This is a genomic window from Rhizobium phaseoli, from assembly GCF_001664385.1.
GTDB classification, from domain to species: domain Bacteria; phylum Pseudomonadota; class Alphaproteobacteria; order Rhizobiales; family Rhizobiaceae; genus Rhizobium; species Rhizobium phaseoli.
Window position 1 is genome coordinate 3,966,454 of the sequence record NZ_CP013532.1, and the last position, 21,891, is coordinate 3,988,344.

Annotated in this window: 19 protein-coding genes; 5 read left to right on the forward strand and 14 right to left on the reverse strand. The window is 62.4% G+C overall.

The annotated features are described in order from the left end of the window. Nucleotides 1-74: 74 nt before the first annotated feature. Both AMC88_RS19035 and AMC88_RS19040 read right to left on the reverse strand, forming a co-directional pair. Nucleotides 75-1,028 (reverse strand): sugar-binding transcriptional regulator, encoded by a 954-nt coding sequence (locus tag AMC88_RS19035; RefSeq protein WP_064825664.1) that lies wholly within the window; start codon nucleotides 1,026-1,028, stop codon nucleotides 75-77. Nucleotides 1,029-1,164: 136 nt separating this feature from the next. Next, nucleotides 1,165-1,743 carry an exopolysaccharide biosynthesis protein gene (locus AMC88_RS19040; protein WP_029532257.1) on the reverse strand — a complete coding sequence of 193 codons (579 nt, stop codon included), beginning with the start codon at nucleotides 1,741-1,743 and terminating at the stop codon, nucleotides 1,165-1,167. Between the two features lie 258 nt (nucleotides 1,744-2,001). On the opposite strand from AMC88_RS19040, the gene AMC88_RS19045 reads away from it, so the two are divergent. Continuing rightward, complete coding sequence (locus AMC88_RS19045) at nucleotides 2,002-2,919, forward strand: ROK family protein (protein ID WP_064825665.1); 918 nt, start codon at nucleotides 2,002-2,004, stop codon at nucleotides 2,917-2,919. Here the strand turns inward: AMC88_RS19045 and AMC88_RS19050 are convergent. From AMC88_RS19050 to AMC88_RS19095, 10 genes are all read right to left on the reverse strand, one after another. After that, a complete protein-coding gene (locus tag AMC88_RS19050) occupies nucleotides 2,916-4,826 on the reverse strand; it encodes a beta-N-acetylhexosaminidase (protein WP_064825666.1) in 1,911 nt (636 codons plus the stop codon). The genes AMC88_RS19045 and AMC88_RS19050 overlap by 4 nt on opposite strands. A 174-nt stretch (nucleotides 4,827-5,000) precedes the next feature. Then, on the reverse strand, nucleotides 5,001-8,147 hold the full coding sequence (locus AMC88_RS19055) for an efflux RND transporter permease subunit (protein ID WP_064825667.1): 3,147 nt from the start codon (nucleotides 8,145-8,147) through the stop codon (nucleotides 5,001-5,003). A 24-nt stretch (nucleotides 8,148-8,171) separates the two neighbouring features. Further along, complete coding sequence (locus AMC88_RS19060; RefSeq protein ID WP_064830000.1) at nucleotides 8,172-9,311, reverse strand: efflux RND transporter periplasmic adaptor subunit; 1,140 nt, start codon at nucleotides 9,309-9,311, stop codon at nucleotides 8,172-8,174. 49 nt (nucleotides 9,312-9,360) lie between these two features. Then, nucleotides 9,361-9,969, reverse strand: coding sequence for a TetR/AcrR family transcriptional regulator (locus AMC88_RS19065; RefSeq protein ID WP_064830001.1), 609 nt, complete (start codon nucleotides 9,967-9,969; stop codon nucleotides 9,361-9,363). Between the two features lie 233 nt (nucleotides 9,970-10,202). Continuing rightward, on the reverse strand, nucleotides 10,203-10,634 hold the full coding sequence (locus AMC88_RS19070) for an OsmC family protein (RefSeq protein WP_004668726.1): 432 nt from the start codon (nucleotides 10,632-10,634) through the stop codon (nucleotides 10,203-10,205). A gap of 148 nt (nucleotides 10,635-10,782) precedes the next feature. Next, nucleotides 10,783-11,562, reverse strand: a complete 780-nt coding sequence (locus AMC88_RS19075; protein WP_012485311.1) for an SDR family oxidoreductase — start codon at nucleotides 11,560-11,562, stop codon at nucleotides 10,783-10,785. After that, on the reverse strand, nucleotides 11,562-12,452 hold the full coding sequence (locus AMC88_RS19080) for an aldose 1-epimerase (protein ID WP_012485312.1): 891 nt from the start codon (nucleotides 12,450-12,452) through the stop codon (nucleotides 11,562-11,564). Before AMC88_RS19080 ends, AMC88_RS19075 begins: the two co-directional genes overlap by 1 nt. After that, nucleotides 12,449-13,399, reverse strand: coding sequence for an L-arabinose ABC transporter permease AraH (gene araH / locus AMC88_RS19085; protein WP_064825670.1), 951 nt, complete (start codon nucleotides 13,397-13,399; stop codon nucleotides 12,449-12,451). The genes AMC88_RS19080 and araH overlap by 4 nt, the downstream gene beginning before the upstream one ends. Then, nucleotides 13,396-14,922, reverse strand: coding sequence for an L-arabinose ABC transporter ATP-binding protein AraG (araG, locus tag AMC88_RS19090; RefSeq protein ID WP_012485314.1), 1,527 nt, complete (start codon nucleotides 14,920-14,922; stop codon nucleotides 13,396-13,398). The genes araH and araG overlap by 4 nt, the downstream gene beginning before the upstream one ends. A 69-nt stretch (nucleotides 14,923-14,991) precedes the next feature. Then, nucleotides 14,992-15,975, reverse strand: coding sequence for an arabinose ABC transporter substrate-binding protein (locus AMC88_RS19095; protein WP_012485315.1), 984 nt, complete (start codon nucleotides 15,973-15,975; stop codon nucleotides 14,992-14,994). Between the two features lie 164 nt (nucleotides 15,976-16,139). Between AMC88_RS19095 and AMC88_RS19100 the strand changes: the two genes are divergently transcribed. The 4 genes from AMC88_RS19100 to AMC88_RS19115 all read left to right on the forward strand — a co-directional run bounded on the left by AMC88_RS19100 (nucleotide 16,140) and on the right by AMC88_RS19115 (nucleotide 19,509). Beyond that, entirely contained in the window at nucleotides 16,140-16,943 is an 804-nt protein-coding gene (locus tag AMC88_RS19100; RefSeq protein WP_404817298.1) for a FadR/GntR family transcriptional regulator, read from the forward strand. Nucleotides 16,944-17,008: 65 nt separating this feature from the next. After that, complete coding sequence (dgoD, locus tag AMC88_RS19105) at nucleotides 17,009-18,157, forward strand: galactonate dehydratase (RefSeq protein WP_064825671.1); 1,149 nt, start codon at nucleotides 17,009-17,011, stop codon at nucleotides 18,155-18,157. A gap of 97 nt (nucleotides 18,158-18,254) precedes the next feature. Further along, complete coding sequence (locus AMC88_RS19110) at nucleotides 18,255-18,650, forward strand: DoxX family protein (protein ID WP_012485318.1); 396 nt, start codon at nucleotides 18,255-18,257, stop codon at nucleotides 18,648-18,650. Between the two features lie 79 nt (nucleotides 18,651-18,729). Further along, nucleotides 18,730-19,509, forward strand: coding sequence for an SDR family oxidoreductase (locus AMC88_RS19115; RefSeq protein ID WP_012485319.1), 780 nt, complete (start codon nucleotides 18,730-18,732; stop codon nucleotides 19,507-19,509). Between the two features lie 13 nt (nucleotides 19,510-19,522). Here the strand turns inward: AMC88_RS19115 and AMC88_RS19120 are convergent, their stop codons facing one another. Next, complete coding sequence (locus AMC88_RS19120; RefSeq protein ID WP_012485320.1) at nucleotides 19,523-20,740, reverse strand: adenylate/guanylate cyclase domain-containing protein; 1,218 nt, start codon at nucleotides 20,738-20,740, stop codon at nucleotides 19,523-19,525. 63 nt (nucleotides 20,741-20,803) lie between these two features. Further along, nucleotides 20,804-21,829, reverse strand: coding sequence for a LacI family DNA-binding transcriptional regulator (locus AMC88_RS19125; protein WP_041683782.1), 1,026 nt, complete (start codon nucleotides 21,827-21,829; stop codon nucleotides 20,804-20,806). Between the last annotated feature and the right edge of the window lie 62 nt (nucleotides 21,830-21,891).

The window sequence follows — 21,891 nt, forward strand, 5'->3', positions numbered from 1 at the left end:
ATGTCAATCGGCAATCGTTGCTGCAATGCCGAACACCCTGCCTATCCCCTTGATTCGTAAAAAGAATTTTTTGCTCAGCCCATGAGCAAAAACTCAGCAGTCTCTTCGTCGGTGATCAATCCATTGATCTGATGGCCGACGACGGCAGCCTTGATCGCCTTGAATTTGCGTTTTCCTTTGGCGAGCCCGATGACCATCGACGCCTCGCGCGACGGGATCGGTGCGGACGCAACACGCTCGTTGATCGGATTGTCAAGCAGCCTGCCGTCGACATCGAAGATCCAGCCGCAGATCTCGCCGACCGCGCCGCCGCGCATCAGCTCCATCATCTCGTCCTTCTCGAGAAAACCGTCGACGCAAAGCGGCCCGTCGATGCCGAGCTCGCCGATGCCGACGAAGGTGACATCGGCCTGGGCGCTCATATCAAGCGTCGAGCGCACCAGTTGCTGGCCGTGCAGCAGCTCCCGCTCCTCGGCCGAGGTAACGAGCACCGGCAGCGGCATCGGATAATGCCGTGCCTTCACCGCATCCGCCATGCTGAAGATGACGTTGTAGTAGGCGGCCGATCCGTCGGGCGCGATATTACCGGTCAGCGAGACGATGCGGTGATTGGGACATTCGATCGCCGGTAGCTGGTCGACGGCCGCCTTCAGCGTGCGGCCGGTGCCGACCGCAAGCACGATCGGCTCGGCTCGCTTCAGCCAGCGTTCGATCTCGGCCGCCGCCGCCTCGGCAATGCCGATGGTGGTCGAGGAGGAGCCGGGGTCGCTCGGCACCACCTCCACATGTTTCAGCCCGAATTTCCGCCGCAGCTGACTGCCGAGTTCAAGACAGGCGGCGATCGGATGATCGAGCCGCACCTTGATCAGGCGCTCGGCGACCGCCAGCGACACCAGCCGCTGCGCCGATTGTCGCGAGATCCCCATCGAGGCGGCAATTTCGTCCTGGGTGCGCCCGGCGACATAATAAAGCCAACCGGCACGCGCCGCATCGTCGAGCCGTGCAGGGGTCTCGGATCTTTTTGCCATCTACTGCCTACCACGCAAAGTGCGCCGGCTTGCCGCCGCCGAATATGATGTCGAGTCTGTACCGCACCAGATCAAAACAAAATTCCTGAAAATGTCGAGCCTGTTGACAAAGGGGTGCCGGAATAACCGCTTCTATTCAGGCAAACCAGTGCATGACGAGATAGATCCCCCCCTTGAGGAGGCCGTAGATCACGCTGCCGGCGACGGCGAGCGACACCGCTGTCATGATGAAGCCGATGAGGGCGAAGAGTCCGTCGCGGCCCATAATGCCGAAGGCGAAAACCGAGATCGTCACCGCCGGCAGGATGTTGCCGAGCGGAACCGGCAGTACCAGTACGATCGACAGCAGCAAGCATGCGAGACCGGCGAAATACTCTGCCGGCGGCTCGGCGAAGATCGCAAGCCTCGGCTTCAGCATGCGTTCGGCCCAGGCGAGCCAGCGATGAATGCGGATGACAATGCTCTCGAAATCCTCCCGCCGCACCGAACGACCGGCGATCACCCTCGGCAGCCAGGGCTTCAGACCGAAGGTCAGCTGCGCCGCCAGAAAGACCAAAGGCGCGCCAAGCAGCGCCGAGGTGCCGGGGGGCGTGGGAAAGGCGTTCGGCAGGGCAAAAATCAGCATCAGCGCGCTGATCGCCCGGTCTCCCATTGTCTGGAACAGATCACCGATCGAAATCCGCTCCCGGCTGCGGTCGGCCGCAAGCTGCCGCAGGATGGCTGAGAGGCGGCGGCCTTTGGGACGTGGCGGACGTGGTCTTCTGCGTCTGTGGGAATCGGCGTTTTCGATGGTCATGATACCGGCGAATGATGGAGGGACAGACTCCGATTTTGGCCGCGCAATATGCCAAATGAATGACTTATGCGGCCGGAAATTGCGGCACGACCTTGAACCGACGCGGGAAAGAAGGCTTGTAATTCCATGCCAACAGTGCGAGCAGACGGCATAGACCAGGAAAGCGGCAGCGTGGCAATGATCATTTCGTTCGACATCGGCGGCTCCGCCATCAAGGGCGGCATCGCCCGCTCCGAGGCAGACATCATTCCTCTCGGCCGCCGACCGACGCCGAAGGACGATTTCGCCGCTTTCGTCGATACCCTGCGCGCCATCATCGCCGAGACCGGCGAGAAACCGAGCCGCATCGCGCTCTCCATCGCCGGCGTCGTCGATCCGGACACGCAGCGGCTGATCTGCGCCAACATTCCCTGCATTCATGGCCGCACGCTGGCCGCCGATCTCGAAGCCGAATTCGGTCTGCCGGCGCTGATCGCCAACGACGCCGACTGTTTTGCAATGGCAGAAGCCGGCCTCGGCGCCGGCCTTGGCCACCGCATCGTTTTCGGCGCCATCCTCGGCACCGGCGTCGGCGGCGGATTGGTTGCCGACGGCCGCCTCGTCAACGAAGCCGGCGGCTTTGCCGGCGAATGGGGCCACGGCCCGATCATCGCGTCCGCAGCCGGCAATCCGCCTGTCGCCATTCCCGCCTATGCCTGTGGCTGCGGCCAGAAAGGCTGCGTCGATACCGTCGGCGGCGCCCGCGGCCTGGAGCGCCTGCACAAGACGCTGCACGATCTCGATTTTTCCAGCGAAGAGATCATCGGCCAATGGCGGCAGGGCGAGGAAAAGGCGACACGCACGATCGACGTCTATGTCGATCTCGTCGCCTCGCCCCTGGCGCTAACGGTCAACATTACCGGCGCGACCATCGTGCCGGTCGGCGGCGGGCTGTCCAACGTCGAGCCCTTGCTCGCCGAACTCGATCGCGCCGTACGTGCCCGCATCCTGCGCAAGTTCGACCGCCCGCTGGTGGTGCCGAGCCAATGCCGTATCGAACCCGGCCTGATCGGCGCCGCGCTGCTGGGGCTGAAGGCCGAAGCAGCCGCTGTTTAAAGTATTGGCCACATCCGCACGATCGCTGCAAACCGGTCCCAGTCCTTGCGCGTCAACGGCGTCCAGGCCGCTTCGGCAACAGCCGAAAGGCGGGGAAAGACCAGGCGATTGAAGTAACCGCGCGAGACGAAGTTCTCGGTCCAGATGCAGGCCTGGATACCACGCATCTTCTCCTGCAGTGCTTCGGGCAGATCGTCCTCGGCCTCGTAAGCATAGGTATGTTCCGGCGACGAATAACCTGCCCACGCCGCGCCAGGCTCGGCCCAGGCCTCCGACTGTGCCATGTCGAGATAATAGGCCTGCCCCGGCGTTATCACCACATTGTAGCCTTGCTGCGCCAGCTCGATGCCGACTGCAGGCTGTTCCCAAGCCATTAACAGCGTGCCGTCACGATCCACGCCGCCACCATGCGAGACCTCGTTCCAGCCGGCGAGCTTTCTGCCACGCTCCGACAGCATGGTTTTGATGCGTCTGAGGAAATAGGCTTGTAGTTCGGGGGTGCCGGCAAGCTTCTCCCGCTCCATCAGCGCGCTGCAGAGCGGCGAGGTAAGCCACGCCCGCTGCGCCACCTCGTCGCCACCGATATGAAGATATTCGCTGGGAAACAACGCTACCACCTCGTCGAACACCTTGCCGAGGAATTCATAGGTGAATTCGACCGCCGGATTGAGTGCGTTGTTGGGATAGCCTTGCACCGCCCGGTAGCTGGCGGGCGCCTCCTGCCCGTCGACGAGCTCGGGCAGCGAGAGTAGCGTCGCGGTGCCGTGACCCGGAATGTCGATTTCCGGCACCACCTCGATATGCAGCGAAGCGGCATGCGCCACGATCTGGCGGACGTCGTCCTGCGTGTAGTGGCCGGCGCGTGTTTCCGCTCCGTCGCCGAGCTGCGGCACCAGCACCTCGTCCGGCCCGCGCCGCGCGCCGATCTCCGTCAAAGCCGGATAGGCCTTGATCTCCAGCCGCCAAGCTTCGTCGTCGGTCAGGTGCCAATGAAAGATGTTGAGCTTGTTCCAGGCAAGAATATCGATCAGCCGGTTGACGTCGGCGACCGGATAGAACTGCCTGGCGACATCGAGATGGCAGCCGCGCCAGTCATACCGCGGCTGGTCGGCGATCGTGCCGAAATTGGGAAATTTGAAGCGCTCGCGATCGGCGCGAGCGCCGTGCATTAGCTGCGCCAGGCTGATCAGCCCATATTGGCGCCCTGCTTCATCCGCGCTCGACAGCACAATCTCATGTGCGGTGAAACGCAACTCGTAGGCGGAGCCGGCGATCGACGATTCGGTTGCGAAACGAATGGCGCGCCCGCCTTTGATGGCGCTCAACGAAAACGGCGCATTCGCAGCAGGATAAAGGCGCTGATATAGCGCAAGCACCAGGGAGAGCGATTTGATCGCGTCGGGGCGCGTCTTCTCGGCCGGATAGAGAATGACGGGCAGCTCTCCCGCCTTCAGTCCGAGCAAGAGCGGCCACGGCAGCAGCGAATACGGGTCCGGGACTGAGCCAACCGGCAGAAGCGGCGCCGCCGCCCCGCCGTCGCGGCCTTCCAAATGGAGATCGCTGAACTCCACGGGAACATGGCGGCCTTCGGCGAGTGTTAGATAGGCCGACTTGACGCCAGCGCTGACATGTTTCGGCTCTCTCGTCAGCCCTTCGACCGTGAAGCGCCAATGTCCGCCCGGCCGCACGCTCAGCCCCTCTGGCGGCAGGAACTCATGGAAATGCGCAACCTGCCGCTTTAGGCTGCCGCCGTCACAAACATGATTGTCGGCGACCCGCGTCTCCGTCGTGTAGGCGAGCGAGAAGCCCGACAGCGGCTCGGTCGAAAGATTGAAGAGCGTGAAGGTCAAGCGCCCGAAACTGTTTTCGACCGGGCGCCAGCTTGTTTCCAGACGATAATCGGCCATGGTCGCGCCCTCCGCTGGTCTCCCGGCATGCTTTGCAGCTTAGCTTTTTTGAGACGGCAAGGGAATCGGCGCAAGCCCGGGCAAAGCCGATGGTGATGGCAATCCGCACCGACACATTTTGACGACGATCAGTGACTTAGAAGGGAAAACGGCGCGGCTTTCGCCGCGCCGTCCTCACTCGGCTGCCAACGCCGGCGGATGTCTGTCATCCGCCTCTTCCTGGATGGCGTCGGCATCTCGGCCTGGCTCGTCCTTTGCCTTCGGCTCCCGGCCGAAGAAAAGGGCGTAGCCGGCGGGCAGAACCAGAATGGTGAGCACGGTCGCAACCAGGATGCCGCCCATCATCGCGTAGGCGAGCGGACCCCAGAAGACGCCGCGCGAGATCGGGATCAGCGCCAGGACGGCGGTCAGCGCCGTCAGCATGATCGGCCGGAAACGCCGCACGGCAGCACCGACGATCGCCTCCTGCCGGTGCATGCCGGCCTTGATATCCTGGTCGATCTGATCGACCAGGATGATCGAGTTGCGCATGATGATGCCAAGCAGCGCGATGACGCCTAGGATCGCCACGAAGCCGAAGGGCGCGCCGCTGATCAGCAAGGCGGCTGCGGCCCCGATGATGCCGAGCGGCCCGGTGGCGAGCACTAGCATCGCCTTGCCGAAATGCTGCAGCTGCACCATCAGCAGCACGATGATCACGGCAAGCATGATCGGCGCCTTGGCGGCGATCGACATCTGGCTTTCCGCCGCATCCTCGGCGCCGCCCTGGATCTCGACCTTGTAGCCGGCCGGCAGGCTGTCGCGCAGGTCCTTCATGTCAGCATACATTTTCATCACCACGTCGTTCGGCTGGACGCCATCGGGCAGCGTCGCCCGTATGGTGATGGTCGGCAGCCGGTTGCGACGCCATTCGATGCCCTGCTCCATGACAGGCACGACCTTGGCGACCTGCGAGACCGGCACGAAGCCGCCGAAATCCGTCGGGACATAGACCGAATTGACCGCCGACAGCAGCGAACGGCTGGAATCCGGCTCACGGGCGACGATCGAGACCGTCTCCTCGCCGTCGCGGAAATCGTCGAGCGGCGCGCCGGACATGGCGGTCTGCAGCATCTGGCGCACCCGCTGCGAGGTGACGCCCAGCGCCCGGGCGCGGTCCTGGTCAATCACCAGCTTCATTGCCGGCACCTGTTCCAGCCAGTCGTCATGAATGGCGCCGAGCATCGGATTGGCCTCAAAGCGTGCCTTCACATGGTCGGCGATCGCACGCACTTCCTGTCGGTCCGGCCCCATGACGCGCATCTGCACCGGCCAGCCGGTCGGGGGCCCAAGGAACAGGCGGTCGACCTTGCCGCGGATCGAGGGGAAATCTTCCGCAAGGATCGTCCGCAACTTGACGATCAGCCGTTCGCGGGCCGGTTCGTCCTTAGCCATGACAAGGAGCTGGGCGAAGTTCGGATTGCGCAGCTGCTGGTCGAGCGGCAGGAAGAAGCGCGGCGCGCCTTCGCCGATATAGGTGGCGATGAACTTCTTGTCGGGATCATCCATCATCTTCGCTTCCAGCGCCTTGGCCTGAACCTCGACCTCCTTGATGCTGGTGCCTTCGGGCAGCCAGAGATCGACGAGGATTTCCGGCCGCGAGGATTGCGGGAAGAAATTCTGCGGGATGAACTGGAAAGCCCAGAGGCTGGTGACGAAGGTGCCGAGCGTCAAAAGCAGCACGATGACCCGATGGCGAACCGCCCAGCCGACCGTGCCGCGCAGCCGGCGATAGAACCGCGTGTCGAAGGCGTCGTGATGCTCGCCGGCGTGATGGCGCTGCTTGAGGATCATGTAGCCGAGCCACGGCGTGAAATAGACCGCGACGAACCACGAAGTCACCAGCGCGATGCCCACGACATAAAACAGCGAACGTACGTATTCACCGGCCGTCGAGGCGGCGAAACCGACGGGAATGAAGCCGGCTGTGGTAATCAGCGTGCCCGTCAGCATCGGGAAGGCGGTGGAGGAATAGGCAAAGCTCGCCGCCTCGACCTTGACGAGGCCCTCCTCCAGCTTTCGCTCCATCATCTCGACGACGATCATCGCATCGTCGACGAGCAGGCCGAGCGCGATGATCAGCGCCCCGAGCGAGATGCGCTGCAGGTCGATGCCGAGTTCGTACATCAGCGCGAAAGTGGCGGCGAGCACCAAGGGAATGGCAATGGCGATGACAAGGCCCGAGCGCCAGCCGATCGACAGGAACGAGACGACAAGCACGATGACGAGCGCTTCGCCGAGCGCATGCATGAACTCGCTGATCGCATCGGTCACCACGTCGGGCTGGTTGGCGATCTGGTCGACGGCCACGCCGTAGGGCAGCGCTTCCTCGAAGCGCTGATAGGTCGCCTCGACGTCCTTGCCGACATCAGTCACGTTGAAGCCCTTGGCCATCACCACGCCGACCTGGACGCTATCATGGCCGTTGAAGCGGTACTTGCGCTGATAGGGATCCTCCAGGCCGGAGCTGACTGTGGCGATATCGCCGAGGCGCGTCACCTGGCCGCCGGCGCGAAGGCGCAGCTCACGGATATCGGCTGCCTTCTTCACGTCGCCTTCGACGGAGATGCGCACCGAGCGCAGGCCGGTATCGACGGAGCCGGCCGGATCGACGTTGTTCTGGCCCTTGACGGCGTTCTGCAGGTCGAGGATCGTCAGACCGCGCTCGGCGAGCGCCTTGGACGAGACGTCGATATAAATCTTTTCCGGCTGATCGCCGATGATGACGGCCTTCTCGACGCCCGGCGTCGTCAGCAGCATGTCGCGTGCCTGAATGGCGAATTTCTTCAGTTCCGGATAGGAATAGCCGTCACCGCTGATCGAATGCAGCGTGATGAAGGTATCGCCGAATTCATCGTTGAAATAGGGGCCGAGCAGGCCCTGCGGCAGCTCGCTGGAGATGTCGCCGACCTTCTTGCGCACCTGGTAGAAGGCATCCGCCACGTCCTTCGAATTCGTATCACCCTTGACCTGCAGGGTCATGATCGCGCTGCCCGCCCGCGTATAGGACTTGACCCAGTCGATATGCGGGGTTTCCTGCAGCTTGCGCTCGATCTTGTTGACGACCTGGTCTTCCATCTCCTGGATGGAAGCGCCCGGCCAGATCGCCTGGACAACCATGACGCGGAAGGTGAATTCGGGATCCTCGCGCTGGCCCATGCGCATCAGGCCGAGCACACCTGTAATGATGATCAGACCGAAGAGGAAGCGGGCGATGCTCGGATGGCCGATCGCCCAGCGCGACAGATTGAAGGGCCGCTTTTCAGTGGTGGTGGCATCCATGGTCTTCTTCCCTTCGCGACGCGATCAGCGAACCGTCTGGCCCGTGGCGGCCAAGGCCGATTGCTGGTCCGGCACCTTCACCTTCAGATTTTCGCTCATGAACTGCGTGCCGGCGGCAACGACGAGATCGCCGGTATCGAGGCCCTGGGTCACGTGCACACCGTCGCCAGTGAAATCGGCGATCTTGATATCGCGGCCATGCACGGTCGCCGTGTCGCGGTCGACAGTCCAGACCATCTGCTTGCCGTCCTTTTCAGCGAGCGCGCTGAGCGGGATCGAGACGTAGCTGTTGCCGTTGCTAATATCGGCCTCGATCGTCGCCGTCATGCCGAGAAGCACCCGCGGATCGTTCGGCAGGCTCACCCGCACCGCAAAGGTGCGCGACTGCTGGTCGGCGCTGCCGGAAACCTCGCGCACCTTACCATCGAGCACCAGCTTATCGTCGGCCCAGAAGCTTGCCTTGACCGTCTTGCCGGGCTTGAATTCGGCGATGTCGTTTTCCGGAACGGCGATCTGCACTTCCTTCTCGCCATCGACGGCAACGGTGACGACGGGGGTGCCGGAGCCGACGACCTGGCCGACATCGGCATTGATCGCGGTCACGATGCCGTTCTGGCCTGCCTTGAGATCGGTATAGCTTACCTGGTTCTTCGCCTGGTCGAGCGCGGAAAGCGCGGCATCGCGCTGCGAAATCGCCTGGTCATGGCTCAGCGCCGCCTGTTCGAGCTGCGACTTCGAAGCGACGCTCTTGTCGAAAAGCTGCTCGGCGCGTTTGTTGGCGAGATCGGCGGTTTCCACGCCCCTTTCGGCTGCGGCGAGATTGGCTTCCGCCGTCTTGACCGCCAGCTGGTAATCCGTGGCATCGATGCGGGCGAGCGCATCGCCCGGCGTCACCCGATTGCCGATATCGACCAGGCGTTCGGTGATCTTGCCGGCGACTCGAAACCCGAGATTCATCTCCGTGCGTGCCTTGACCGAACCGGAATAATCGAGCTTGCGCGTGTCGCCGGCTCTGGCGATCTCGACGACCTTCACCGGCCGGATGACCTCTTTCACCTCGGCCTTCTCCTCCGAGCAGGCGGAAAGGCCAATGCCGATGGCGCTGACGAGCACGAGGCTGGCGACGGACGGCATGCGGTGGCTAAGGGTCTTGAGCGAAAACATCGTCCGCACTCCTGGATCGTTTCGGGGATTCGACGGCGGCTGCCGCCCGTTATTTCTTCAGCGCCCTGATCACATAGTCGATCAGTTCGTCGACGCTGGCGCGGTTGGTTTTGGCAAGACATTGCGCCACCATCTGCGGATGGCAGAGATTAATTGTCGCCGCGCCGAAGCAACGTGACGCGACAACCGGGTCCTGCTCGGCGAACTCGCCGGCAGCAATCCCTTCGGCAATGATTTCGGCAATCAGATCATGAACGCGATCGATATGTTTCTCGATGACATGCCAGTCGCGCTCGATCGCGACGATGATCATCTCGTGCACCTTCATCTCGTCGAGCATCAGGTCGAGCGTCAACTGATGCTGGGTCTCGACATAGCGGCGCAGCCGCTCGCTGGCACTGACCGGCTGATGGCGGATGTCATAGGCGATTTGATAGGCGGTCGCGAGCATTCGCCCGCAGAGCGCCTCGTGGATTTCCACTTTGGAAGCGAAGAACCGATAGATATTGGCCGGCGACATGCCGAGATCGCGCGCAATGTCGGCCACCGTCGTCTTGCTATAGCCATAGTGGCGGAACAGCCGCTCGGCCGCGTCGAGAATGCGCGTGACATTCTCCTGCCGCGTGACATCAAGCGCATTTTCTGTGGTGTCGTTCATAGTTTCGATGCTCGACTTTACGACTGACGATTTTCGAATTTCGTCAGTCGTAAAATATCAAGCCTCATTTGTCAATACTCCGGAGCCGGGCAGCGGGCGTCGCGACCCGTTGCACCGAAGGACGTAGCTTCGTGAAGTCAGGATTTTGGCGCGACCGGATGATCACGATCCAGCGAGATGGAAAAGTGCCGCGGCTTGAAAGCGCGCGGCACGTCGTCGAGGGATAACGGAAATCAGGCCAGCTTGACGTCGAGCGTGATCGGCACGGCAGCGAGCGCCTTGGAAATCGGGCAGCCGGCCTTTGCCTTGTTGGCGAGTTCGGTAAAGGTCGCCTCATCGGCGCCGGGGATGCGGCCGGAAAGCGAAAGATGAATGGCGGTGACGGCAAAGCCACCCTCGACGCTTTCGAGCGTCACCTTGGCGGAGGTTTCCATATGTTCAGCCGTGAAGCCGGCTTCACCGAGGATCAAGGACAGCGCCATGGTGAAGCAGCCGGCATGGGCAGCGCCGATCAGTTCTTCCGGATTGGTGCCGGGAATGCCTTCGAAGCGGCTGGCAAAGCCGTAGGGATAATCCTTCAGCGCGCCGCTCTGCGTCGAGATCAGGCCTTTGCCGTCCTTGAGGCCGCCGCTCCAATGAGCCGAAGCCGTGCGATTGATCTGCATGCCGTCCTCCTGTTTTCGATTGTGCTCTCGAGGAAGCGGCAGGGCGCCGCTCCGAGCCTGCGGGAGATCAGATAGCCCCCGACGGGCAATATAATGCTCTATCTCCAGAAGACGACAGGCTTGTAAAAATCGGCGGCGCTTGAAGCGTTCAGACCGAATGCTGCAACATGCTGAGCCCACCATCGATCGTCAGGCAGGTCGCGTTCATGAACGGGCACTCGTCGGAGATCATGAATACCGCCGCCATGGCGATCTCCTCCGGCGTTGCGATCCGCCCGCCCGGATGCAGCCTCATCGTCTCAGCCTTGGCGGCTTCCGGATCGGGAAAGCTGTTCCAGTAGTCGATCACCTTCTGCGTCGAGACATAGCCCGGCGCCAGCGCATTCACGCGGATATTGCGGGCGGCATATTCCAGGCCCAGGGATTTCGTCATGCCGAGCAGCGCATGTTTCGCCAACGGATAGGGAAAGGTATGCGGGATGATTGTGAAGGCATGCGTCGAGGCGATATTGAGGATGACGCCGCCGCCCCGCTCGATCAGGCCGGGCAGCACTGCCTTGCAGCAGTTCCATGCGCCCTTGAGGTTGACGTCGAAGCAGCGGCTCCACTCTTCATCCGTCGTGGCGAGCGGTTCGGCAAAGACGTTGACCCCGGCATTGTTGACGAGCGCGTTCAACGGACCGATCTCCTCATTCGCCTCGGCAACCGCCAGCCTGATCGTCCCGGCATCGGTTATATCGGCCGGCAGATAGCCGACCCGGGCGCCGGTGCTCGCGAGCTCTCCCGCTGCCCGAGCCAGCAACGCCGCATCGCGGTCAACGAGATAGACAGCCGCATTTTCGCTGATGAATGCATTCGCGATCGCTAGGCCGATCCCTTGCGCGGCGCCCGTTATCAGGATGTTCTTGCCCTGTAGGCGGTTGCTCATCATCTTCCCTCCGGTTGAACCGGCAGCGCCGACAGCTCGATCGTGACCTTGCCGGAAAGAACCTCACCCGGCGAAAGCGGTATGAGGCCTCCGAGCTCGGGCAGGTGATGGCCGTTCGGCAGATGGCTCATCGGCTCGAGGCAGAAGAAATCGGTGCGGTCGGTCCGCATATACAGCATGAACCGGCCGAGCGCGGCATCGGCTTCCAGCGCCGCCTCAATTCCAAGCTCCGGCCAGGCGATCGCCGCCCGCCCGTCCCATCCCTCGAAGGCATTGTTCATCCAGAGCCGCGGCAGCGGCTTGCCGGAGCTGAAATCGAAAGCAGCGGGAACCGGGCCGGGTTCGCCTGGGAGATGATCGTGCCGCTCGTTCCAGAAGCGCTCGGCGGCAATCGTCAATCGCGTGTCCGGCGTCCTGACGAAGAACGGATGCTGACCGAGGCCGAAGGGCAGAGCCGCCTCACCCCGGTTCTCCACGGAAAGCGTCAGCGCCAGCCGATTGCCGGCGAGGCGGATCTCCTGCCGGGCGAGATAGGCATAGGGCGAGATCCCGTCGGCATCACGCGAAAAGCAGAGACGCACATGCCCGGGGCTCGATTCCTCCAGCTGCCAAAGACTGATCCAGCCATCGCCGTGCAGATAGAGGGGATCGTGACAATTTCGCTGGAAGACATAGTCGCGTCCGCCGAACGACATGGCATTGCCTTCCACCCGGTTGCCGAACGGCACCATGGGAAAATTCGCGAAATTTCCGCTTGGGCCGCCGGCTGGAAGGAGAAAGGGCTTGGCCCGAAACGTTGCGGCGGTCAGGGCGGCGCCCCGGCGGCTGACCCGGACCGAGAGATCGCCGTGGCTCAGCGCGATTTCATCTCCGCCATGTCCCTTGCTCATCCACGCCGTCCTGCCGCCGAAGACCTCAGATTGTCGAGCAGCACCGCGATCAACAGGATCAGCCCGCGCACGACATACTGATAGAATGCCTGGATATTCAGCAGATTCATAACGTTTTCGGCAATGCCCATGATCAGCACGCCGACAATGACGCCGCTCATCGCCGCCCGGCCACCGGCCAGCGAGACGCCGCCGAGGACGCAGGCCGAAATCACCGAAAGCTCGAGCCCGGTTGCCGCATTGGGTTGGCCGGAAGTGATGCGCGAGGCAAGCAGGATGCCGGCAATGCCGCAGACGAGGCCCTGCAGCGCAAAGATCCAGACGCGCATGTTGACGACGTTGACCCCGGCAAGCCGCGAGGCCTCCGGATTGCCGCCGATCGCCAGCGCGTTTTTGCCGAAGACGGTGCGGTTGAGCACGAAACCGAAGAAGACGAACAGGATGAGCATGATCCAGATCGGCGTCGGCACGGTGACGAAGCGCGACAGCGCAAGCTGGTAAAAGGCGGGATCGTTGATGCCGACGGCGCGGCCATCCGAAGCGATCAGCGCCAGCCCGCGCACGATCTGCATGGTCGCGAGCGTGGTGATCAGCGCGTTGATGCGGAAGCGGGCGATGACGATGCCGTTGACGAAGCCGACAATCGCGCCGCAGAGCAGGGCGGCCAGCAGACCGACCGGGATGGAGCCTGTCGCGTTCGAGACCATTACCGCAGCCATGCCGGAAAAGGCGACGATCGATCCGACCGAAAGGTCGAAATCGCGAGACGCGAGGCAGAACATCATCGTGCAGGCGACAATGCCGATCGTGACCACCGACTGCAGGAGCCCCAGCATGTTCCGCTCGGTGAGGAAGTTCGGAACGAAGAGCGAAACGATCACGAAGGCGGCGGCGAAGATCACCACCAGTCCCTGTTCGCCGAGAAGGATTTTTTTCAACGAGTTCATCGTCCGTGTTCCTGATGCTGGATGGTGCCGGCGGCATTCTTGTCGGGAAGCGCCGCCGTCAGAATGCTGCGCTCGTCAAAATTCGGTCGGGCAACATCGGCCGCCACCCTGCCCTGGCACATCACCACGATGCGATCGGAGATACCCATGACCTCGGGCAATTCGCTCGATATCACCACGATCGCCATTCCACCGGCGGCCAGCTCATAAAGAATGTCGTAGATCTCGGATTTCGCCCCGACGTCGATGCCGCGCGTCGGCTCGTCGATGACGAGAACCTTGACGCCTTGTTCCGAAAGCCATCGGCCGAGAATAACCTTCTGCTGGTTGCCGCCGGAAAGATTGATGATGTCCTGCTTGCGTGACGGCGTTCGCACCCGAAGCCGCGCAATGAACTCGTCAGCCAGCGCCGCCTCCTTTTTGGGATTCAAAATCCCGAAGGGCGAGAAATGCCGGCGCGAGGAGATGGCGATATTCTCTTCGATCGACCGTCCCTGAACGATGCCGTCGGACTTGCGGTCCTCGGGGCAGAGCACCATGCCGGCATCGATCGCCGCTTTCGGATCGTCCGGCAAAACGGCGGCGCCATCGATCCTCACCTGGCCCTGGTCTCTCGCATCGGCGCCATAGAGCAGCCGCGCCATCTCGCTGCGGCCGGCGCCGATCAGGCCGAAGAAGCCGAGGATCTCACCTCGACGGACTGAAAAGCTGATCGGATTGCGCAGTCTCGGTCCCGACAGGTCCTTGGCCTCCAGTCTCATTTCGCCGAGCGGGCGCGCGCGCCATCCCCAGATATCGCTGATCTCGCGGCCGACCATCTCGGAGATGATCTGCTCGCGCGTCGTTCCGGCGATCTCGGGATGATGGGCGGCAAGCTTACCGTCGCGCAGCACCGTCAGGCTGTCGCAAAGCCGGAAAATCTCGTCGAGACGATGCGAGACGTAAAGAATGACCGCGCCCTTCGCCTTCAGCTTTTCGATGAGTGAAAACAGGATTTCGCTTTCGCGCGAGGAAAGCGAGGACGTCGGCTCGTCGAGCGCAATGACCCTGGCGTCAAGCATCACGGCCTTGGCGATCTCGACCATCTGCCGGGCGCCGATTGAAAGCGAGGAGACTTTGGCCGACGGATCGACATCGATACCGATCTCTTCGAGCTTTGACCGGACCGTCTCGATCAGGGTTTTCCCATTGATCACGCCGCCCTTGGCGGGAAAGCGGCCAAGCCAGAGATTTTCGGCCACCGTCAGCTCCGGAACGAGTTGCAGTTCCTGATGGATGACGATGACGCCGGCGTGGAAAGCGTCGCGAACGGAACCGTATCTCTGTTCCTCGCCGTCGATGAGGATGCTGCCGGCATCGGCCGCCTGATCGCCGGAAAGCACCCGGATCAGCGTCGATTTGCCGGCGCCGTTCTCACCCATCAGGCCGTGGACGGCGCCCTTCTCGACGCTGAAGGAGACGTCGGCCAGCGCCTGCACGCCGGGATAGCCCTTGGAAATGTGTTTGAATTCGAGGAAAGCCATCGTCACCACACCGCGAAAGTTCCGGCGGCGCGCGTAAGCGGCCGCCGGAGATGCATCACCCGGGAATGATTACTCGATGCCGAGATCCTTGCGGACCTTCTCGTAATCGCCGCGCAGCGCCAGCGAGCCGGACGTCAGCGTCAGCTTTTCCGGTTCCTTGCCGTTGGCGATCCAGTCGTACATGTTGAGCGCCGTCTCATAGCCGTGACGCTTCGGCGAGATGATGACGGTGCCGAAGAAGCCCGTCGCGGCCGGCTTCTTAAATTCGTTGATCGCCGACTCCGCGCCGCCGATGCCGACGCCGATGACGTTGGCCGCCGGGATGCCGACCGATTCCGACGCGCGGACGGCGCCGAGAACGGCCTCGTCGTTGAGGCCGAAGGCGACCCAGTATTTGACGTCGGCATGCTTGTTGAGAACCGTGGTCGCGGCATTCAGCGCCGCTTCCGTATCGGTCTTCGCCTGTGGCGCGTCATAGATGTTCTCGGCAGGGAAGCCTGCAGCCTTCAGCACCGAGATGGCGCCCTCGACGCGATCGACGGCGGTCGGCAGCTGGTCGTAGGAGACCCGGATCGCGCCGACAGTCTTCATGTCCCAGCCGCGCTTCTTGATCTCGTCGACGATGGCCTGGCCGACCGTCTCGCCGATCTTGGTCGCCGAAATCCCCATATGCGGCACGTCTTCCAACGGCTTACCATCGGCGCTGACGAGACGGTCGTCGACCGTCATCAATTTCAACTGATTGGCCTCCGCCTTGGCGACGATGCCAGGGCCGAGTTTGACGTCGGGCGTGCAGACGATGAAGCCCTGCGCGCCCTGCGCGCCGAGATTGTCGATCGCCGACTGGACTTTCTCGCCGTCTTCAGCACCGATCTTGACGACGGTGAAGCCCTTTTCCTTGGCGGCCTGGTCGGCGAATTTCCATTCGTCCTGGAACCACGGCTCTTCCGGCTGCTTGACGATGAATCCAATTTTCACATCGGCGGAAAATGCCGAGCCGGCTGCCAAGACGGCGAAAGCGCCAGCCACAATAGCTGCTTTGAACAAGCGCATGTCTCTCTCCCTAAACTCTGAAATCGAGCAACTGCCTCCCCGGCAGTGTGTCATGAATTATGTTAAATCATCATACCAGTCAATTGCCAATGTATGATGATTAGAATAATAGGATAGCGATAGGAGCCGGGAGGGCCCGTCGCAAAGCCGGTCGAATTCGGGTAATGAGGTTCGGTTTCTTCCCGGGAGAGAGCTGCGGAGAGGTGAAGTTGGAATCTGAGGGACAAAGCCGAGCGGAAAAAAGCTCCAGCAGCAGCGAACGCCGGCCGCGCGTACGCCGCAACGTGACAGTGGCGATCGCTCAGGATATCTGTGCGGACCGCTATCCCTCGGGCTCGCCGCTACCCCGTGAGAACGACCTCTGCGAACTCTACGGCGTCAGCCGCACCGTCATTCGCGAATCGCTGAAAGTTCTGGAATCCAAGGGGCTCGTCCGCGGCAAGCCGCGGGTCGGAACGACCGTTTGCGACAGGGACGAGTGGAATATCCTCGATGCCGAAGTGCTCGATTGGATGGGACCTTACATCAAGGACTTCGACCTGCTCGGCTGCATCCTCGAGGCCCGGCGCACCATCGAACCGGCAGCCGCCGAATATGCCGCCGAACGTGCCAGCGCCCAGGAGATCGCCGATCTCGACAAGGCTTGGCGGCAGATGCGCGACAGCGCCGGCGAACCGGAAAGCTTCACCGATGCCGACGTGATGTTTCATACGGTGCTGCTGACCGCCAGCCACAACCAGGTGTTCCGCCGCCTGTCGAGCGCCATCCATGCGGCGCTGCAATATGCATTGCATGCCTCCAATATCGCCGTCGAAAACCGGGAGGATGCGGTGCTCGTTCACGGCGAGCTCGTCGAGGCCCTGCGCATGCGTGACAAAGCCGGCGCCCGCGAATGCGCCAACCGCATGCTCGATCTTGCGGTGCGCGACCTTGCCGCCGCCGAGAAGGCGATCGGCAGATCGAAATAATCGATCCCGCCACCTCTGCGGAAATGCCGCCAGTCGCAACCCCCAGGAAGAGCTGAAGAACCGCGATGAAGATCACCAAACTCACCACCTATATCGTTCCGCCGCGCTGGCTGTTCCTGAAGGTCGAGACCGATGAAGGCATCGTCGGCTGGGGAGAACCGGTCGTCGAAGGCCGCGCGCTGACCGTCCAGGCCGCCGTCCACGAGTTGGAAGACTATCTTATCGGTAAGGATCCCTTCCTGATCGAGGACCATTGGACGGTGATGTATCGCGGCGGCTTCTACCGCGGCGGCGCCGCCCATATGAGCGCCATCTCGGGCATCGACCAGGCGCTCTGGGACATCAAAGGCAAGGCCCTCGGTCAGCCTATCCATTCGCTGCTCGGCGGCCAGTTGCGCGACCGTATCAAGGTCTATTCCTGGATCGGCGGCGACCGGCCTGCTGACGTCGCCAACAATGCCAGGGATGTGGTTGCCCGCGGTTTCAAGGCGATCAAGCTCAACGGCTGCGAGGAAATGCAGATCGTCGACACCAACGAGAAGGTCGAGAAGGCGGTCGAGACCATCGCCGCCATCCGCGAGGCGATCGGCCCGCATATCGGCATCGGCGTCGATTTCCACGGCCGCGTCCACAAGCCGATGGCCAAGGCTCTCGCCAAGGAGCTCGAGCCCTACAAGCTGATGTTCATCGAGGAGCCGGTGCTTTCCGAAAACAAGGAAGCGCTGCGCGATATCGTCAACCATACGTCGACACCGATCGCGCTCGGTGAGCGGCTCTATTCGCGCTGGGACTTCAAGCAGGTGCTATCCGACGGTTACGTCGACATCATCCAACCGGATCTTTCGCATGCCGGCGGCATCACCGAATGCCGCAAGATCGCGGCCATGGCCGAGGCCTATGACGTGGCGCTGGCGCCGCATTGCCCGCTCGGCCCGATTGCGCTCGCCGCCTGCTTGCAGGTCGACGCCGTCAGTTATAATGCCTTCATTCAGGAGCAGAGCCTCGGCATCCACTACAACACCGGCAACGACATCCTCGACTACATCTCCAACAAGGAGGTGTTCCACTATGCTGATGGTTTCGTCTCGATCCCGCAGGGCCCAGGTCTCGGCATCGAGGTCGACGAGGCCTATGTCATCGAACGCGCCAAGGAGGGTCACCGCTGGCGCAACCCGATCTGGCGCCATGCCGACGGCAGTTTCGCCGAGTGGTAAAAATTGCAGGGGTCGCGCAAGCGGCCCTTTTTGTTCGCCGTGTCGGATATCGCGCGTCTCATCCGTCATAGTGGAGACTCAAAGAGGAGATTTGAGAATGGCCAGAGCAATCGCGATCATCGGCGCCCGCATCATCTTCAGTTTCATCTTCTTCATGGCCGCCGGCTTCAAGTTCGCCGATATCGGCGCGACGGCGGCCTATATCACCGCTGCCGGTTTTCCGATGGCGACCTTCCTCTCCTTGGTCGCGGCCATCTTCGAGATTGCGCTGGCGCTCGCCTTCATATCCGGCGCCTTCTTCACCGAGGCCAGCCTGCTGGCAGGCATCTACGTGATCTTCCTCGCCTTTGCCTTCCACGGGCCATCCCATTGGCAGCAGAATCAGGCTGAGTTCGGCTTCTTCGTCGATCACTTCACCTTCCTCGCCGGCCTCCTTTTCGCCGCCGTCCATGGGCCGGAGAAATGGGCGCTTCGCCACAGCCTCGTCAAATAAGGCGTCGGTTCGATACCGTCCCGGAACCAAGAGCCGCCGCGATCATTGCTTCTACCACCGATCGCAAAGAGGAACGGCCATGGTACTGAAAGGAAAGAGCGCATTGGTGACGGGGGCAGGCTCCGGCATCGGCAAAGCAACCGCGTTGAAGCTCGCAGCCGAAGGCGCAGGGGTCGCGGTGCTCAGCCGTACGGAAAGCGAGGTACTGGAAACACACCGGGAAATTGCTGCCGCTGGCGGGAAGTCGATCGCTCTGACCGCCGATACCAGCGACGAATCTCAGATGCGGACGGCGATCGACAGAATGACCGAGGCTTTCGGCGGTATCGACATCGTCGTTGCCAATGCAGGGATCAACGGTGTCTGGGCGCCGATCGACGACCTGAAGCCCGATGAATGGGATCAGACGATGGCCGTGAACCTGCGCGGCACCTATCTGACGCTGCATCTGACCGTGCCCCTTCTGAAGAGGAACGGCGGCTCTATCGTCGTCGTCTCCTCGATCAATGGCACACGCACTTTTACGACGCCCGGCGCCACGGCCTATACGGCCACCAAGGCCGGGCAGCTCGCCATGGTTCAGCAGCTGGCGCTGGAACTTGGGAAACATCACATCCGCATCAATGCCGTCTGTCCCGGAGCGATCGAGACCGGCATCGCCGCCAACACCACCATGCGCCACCCTGAGGAAACCGAAATTCCCGTCATCTGGCCACAGGGTGAAATTCCGATCACCGACGGCAAGAAGGGCGCAAGCGGCGATGTCGCCGAAGCGATCCTCTTTCTCGTCTCCGAGCGCGCCTGCCACATCACCGGCTCGCCCATCTGGATCGACGGAGGCCAGAGCCTGCTGCGGTAGGGATCGGCGAAGATCAGTTGTCCAGCCGGGCGCTGTCGAGCGTATAGAGTTCCTGCGCGCGCTGCACGCCGCGCAATGCATAACGTCCGACGCAGGCGAGCGCGGTTCGCTGTCCCTCCGGTATCGCCGCGGCGAAATCCGAGGAGATCAGCAGGTTGAGGTCGACCGACCGGCACATTGAGGCGATCCGGCTGACCTCGTTGACGGCGGGGCCAATGACTGTGAAGTCCAGCCGGTCCTGACTGCCGATATTGCCATAGAAAACATCGCCGATATGCAGGCCGATATAGACGTCCGTCGTCGCCCGGCCGTCGGCCGCACGCGCAGCGTTCAGCTTGACGAGCTTTTCCCGCAGCAGCGATTCGGCGCTGAGCGCCGCCCGGCAGGTCTCGGCCGGCACCTCGCCCTTGAAGATGGCAAGCACCCCGTCGCCGATCAGCTTCAACACGTTGCCGCCCGCCTCGTGGATCGCGGAGATCGCCACCTCGCTGTAATCGTTGAGCAGCGGGATGATTTCCTCAGGCGGCACACGGTCGGAAATCTTGGTGTAGTTCAACAGATCGGAAAACCAGAGCGCCGCGGAAATTCGCTCCGATTTGCCGCGGCTGATCTTGCCTTCCATCACCTGGCGCGCCGCATCCTCGCCGAGATAGACTTCAGCAATGGTGCGGGCGATGCGCCCGAGCGCGATGCATTTGATCGCCAGCCCGAGGACCGGCACGAGCTTGCGCAGGATGGCGAGATCGTGATCGGAAAACCCCTCAGGATGTTTCGTCGCGAAATGCGAGAAAAAGCAATCCATTTCGCCGATCGTGCCGGCTTCGCTGAAACGATGCATCATCGCCACGAAATCCGTGTTGCCGGCTTCGGCAATCTTGTCGAGCATTGCGAAATCGATCGGATCGCCGAAGCCCAGGCGTCGGCGCACCTCCCGCTCGTTGCCCGACCAAAGATGATAGAAAGCCGAGCGCTGCCAGTTCGAAGCCGCTTCGCCCGAGCTCGTCGGACCATACTCGAACTCGGGTTCGATCTCCTCCACGCTATCCCAGCGGAAGGCGCGGCCCTCATGCACCGGGTGCAGCGTATCCATCAGCGCCAGGCCGCGGTCGAGCGGCAGGCCGGCATCCCGACAGGCCGCGCAGAAGCCGGTCATCAGTTCGGCCTCCGAAGCGCCCTTCAGTCCCTGCTCCGTAATCCAGGCCGCAATTGTGCTGACGTCGCTGTAATCCATGCCGCTTACCTCGCTCAGTTCAAGCTTTAGCCCAAATTCGGCCTCTATGGAAAGCCGATTGGATCAATCGCCGGCCGGGATGTTGTAGGGCGTGATGATTTCAACCGCTGAAAGCAAGGTGCCCACCATCCGCCGGCCTGAGGGCTCGCGGCTCATGATCGCCCTGAATGCCGAACGCGCATCGGTTCTGAGATCATGATGCAGCACGAAACCGATCCGGCGTGCCGTAAGCAAAGCCCGATTGTCGGCATCGAGATCATGGGCGACGAAGACGCGGGCGGGACGGCCGGCCGCTTCGAAGGCCGCCAGCACGGCTCGGTTGCCGCCGCCGATCGAATAGGCAGCATTGATCGCGGAATCGGCCGCGAGCGCCGCCGTCGCAAGTGTTCCCGTCGCCGCATCGCTGCCGTGCCCTTCGCTGATTTCGGTGACGCCGATGCCGGGATAATGGGCGCGGATGACGCGGCGAAAACCGATTTCGCGTTCCTCCTCGCCGCGGAACCGCCCGCTCGACAGCGTCACCAGCACCTTGCCGCCGCCCCTCCCGAGGCATTCGCCGATGAGGTGGGCGGCAGTTTCTCCCGCTGCCCGGTTGTCAGCCCCGGCATAGGCGATCCGCGCCGAATTCGGCAGATCGGTCACCAGGGTCACCACGGGAATGCCGGCCGCATCCGCCCGCGCGACGGCGGCAACGACCTCGCCGACATCAGGTGCCTTGAGCACGATGCCGTGCGTGCCGCGCAGCCGAATGCGATCGAGTAGCTGCACAAGTTCTGCCGGCTTCATCACTTCGGCAAAGTGGAAGCGGCAGCGAAAGACCCCGGGGAAAAAGGTTGCCGTCTCGGCCTCGAAGGCGGCCCGCACCGCATCACTGAAACGCTGAGGCGTCTCCATGACGATATCGATCGCCAGCGTGCGCCCGCTGCTCATCGCCCCCGTCTGTTGCTTCTCCAGCTCCGCGATCGCCGCTCTCACCCGCATTTCTGTCTGTTGCCGCACGCCCGGCCTGCCGTTCAACACCCGGTCGACGGTGGCGGTGCTCAATCCGGCCTGAAAGGCGATGTCCTTGACGAGAAAAGCATGCGCCATGAGGAGCCCTCTTGATGGTTTTTTGATGGATTCCTGATCTACATCACCTCGCATCGCGGCGT

What these genes read in the sequence shown, in the direction of transcription:
- AMC88_RS19035 (WP_064825664.1), bottom strand. Translation starts at nt 1,028, where the DNA reads ATGGCAAAAAGATCCGAGACCCCTGCACGGCTCGACGATGCGGCGCGT.
- AMC88_RS19045 (WP_064825665.1), top strand. Translation starts at nt 2,002, where the DNA reads ATGATCATTTCGTTCGACATCGGCGGCTCCGCCATCAAGGGCGGCATC.
- AMC88_RS19050 (WP_064825666.1), bottom strand. Translation starts at nt 4,826, where the DNA reads ATGGCCGATTATCGTCTGGAAACAAGCTGGCGCCCGGTCGAAAACAGT.
- AMC88_RS19055 (WP_064825667.1), bottom strand. Translation starts at nt 8,147, where the DNA reads ATGGATGCCACCACCACTGAAAAGCGGCCCTTCAATCTGTCGCGCTGG.
- AMC88_RS19060 (WP_064830000.1), bottom strand. Translation starts at nt 9,311, where the DNA reads ATGTTTTCGCTCAAGACCCTTAGCCACCGCATGCCGTCCGTCGCCAGC.
- AMC88_RS19065 (WP_064830001.1), bottom strand. Translation starts at nt 9,969, where the DNA reads ATGAACGACACCACAGAAAATGCGCTTGATGTCACGCGGCAGGAGAAT.
- AMC88_RS19070 (WP_004668726.1), bottom strand. Translation starts at nt 10,634, where the DNA reads ATGCAGATCAATCGCACGGCTTCGGCTCATTGGAGCGGCGGCCTCAAG.
- AMC88_RS19075 (WP_012485311.1), bottom strand. Translation starts at nt 11,562, where the DNA reads ATGAGCAACCGCCTACAGGGCAAGAACATCCTGATAACGGGCGCCGCG.
- AMC88_RS19080 (WP_012485312.1), bottom strand. Translation starts at nt 12,452, where the DNA reads ATGAGCAAGGGACATGGCGGAGATGAAATCGCGCTGAGCCACGGCGAT.
- araH (WP_064825670.1), bottom strand. Translation starts at nt 13,399, where the DNA reads ATGAACTCGTTGAAAAAAATCCTTCTCGGCGAACAGGGACTGGTGGTG.
- araG (WP_012485314.1), bottom strand. Translation starts at nt 14,922, where the DNA reads ATGGCTTTCCTCGAATTCAAACACATTTCCAAGGGCTATCCCGGCGTG.
- AMC88_RS19095 (WP_012485315.1), bottom strand. Translation starts at nt 15,975, where the DNA reads ATGCGCTTGTTCAAAGCAGCTATTGTGGCTGGCGCTTTCGCCGTCTTG.
- AMC88_RS19100 (WP_404817298.1), top strand. Translation starts at nt 16,140, where the DNA reads ATGAGGTTCGGTTTCTTCCCGGGAGAGAGCTGCGGAGAGGTGAAGTTG.
- dgoD (WP_064825671.1), top strand. Translation starts at nt 17,009, where the DNA reads ATGAAGATCACCAAACTCACCACCTATATCGTTCCGCCGCGCTGGCTG.
- AMC88_RS19110 (WP_012485318.1), top strand. Translation starts at nt 18,255, where the DNA reads ATGGCCAGAGCAATCGCGATCATCGGCGCCCGCATCATCTTCAGTTTC.
- AMC88_RS19115 (WP_012485319.1), top strand. Translation starts at nt 18,730, where the DNA reads ATGGTACTGAAAGGAAAGAGCGCATTGGTGACGGGGGCAGGCTCCGGC.
- AMC88_RS19120 (WP_012485320.1), bottom strand. Translation starts at nt 20,740, where the DNA reads ATGGATTACAGCGACGTCAGCACAATTGCGGCCTGGATTACGGAGCAG.
- AMC88_RS19125 (WP_041683782.1), bottom strand. Translation starts at nt 21,829, where the DNA reads ATGGCGCATGCTTTTCTCGTCAAGGACATCGCCTTTCAGGCCGGATTG.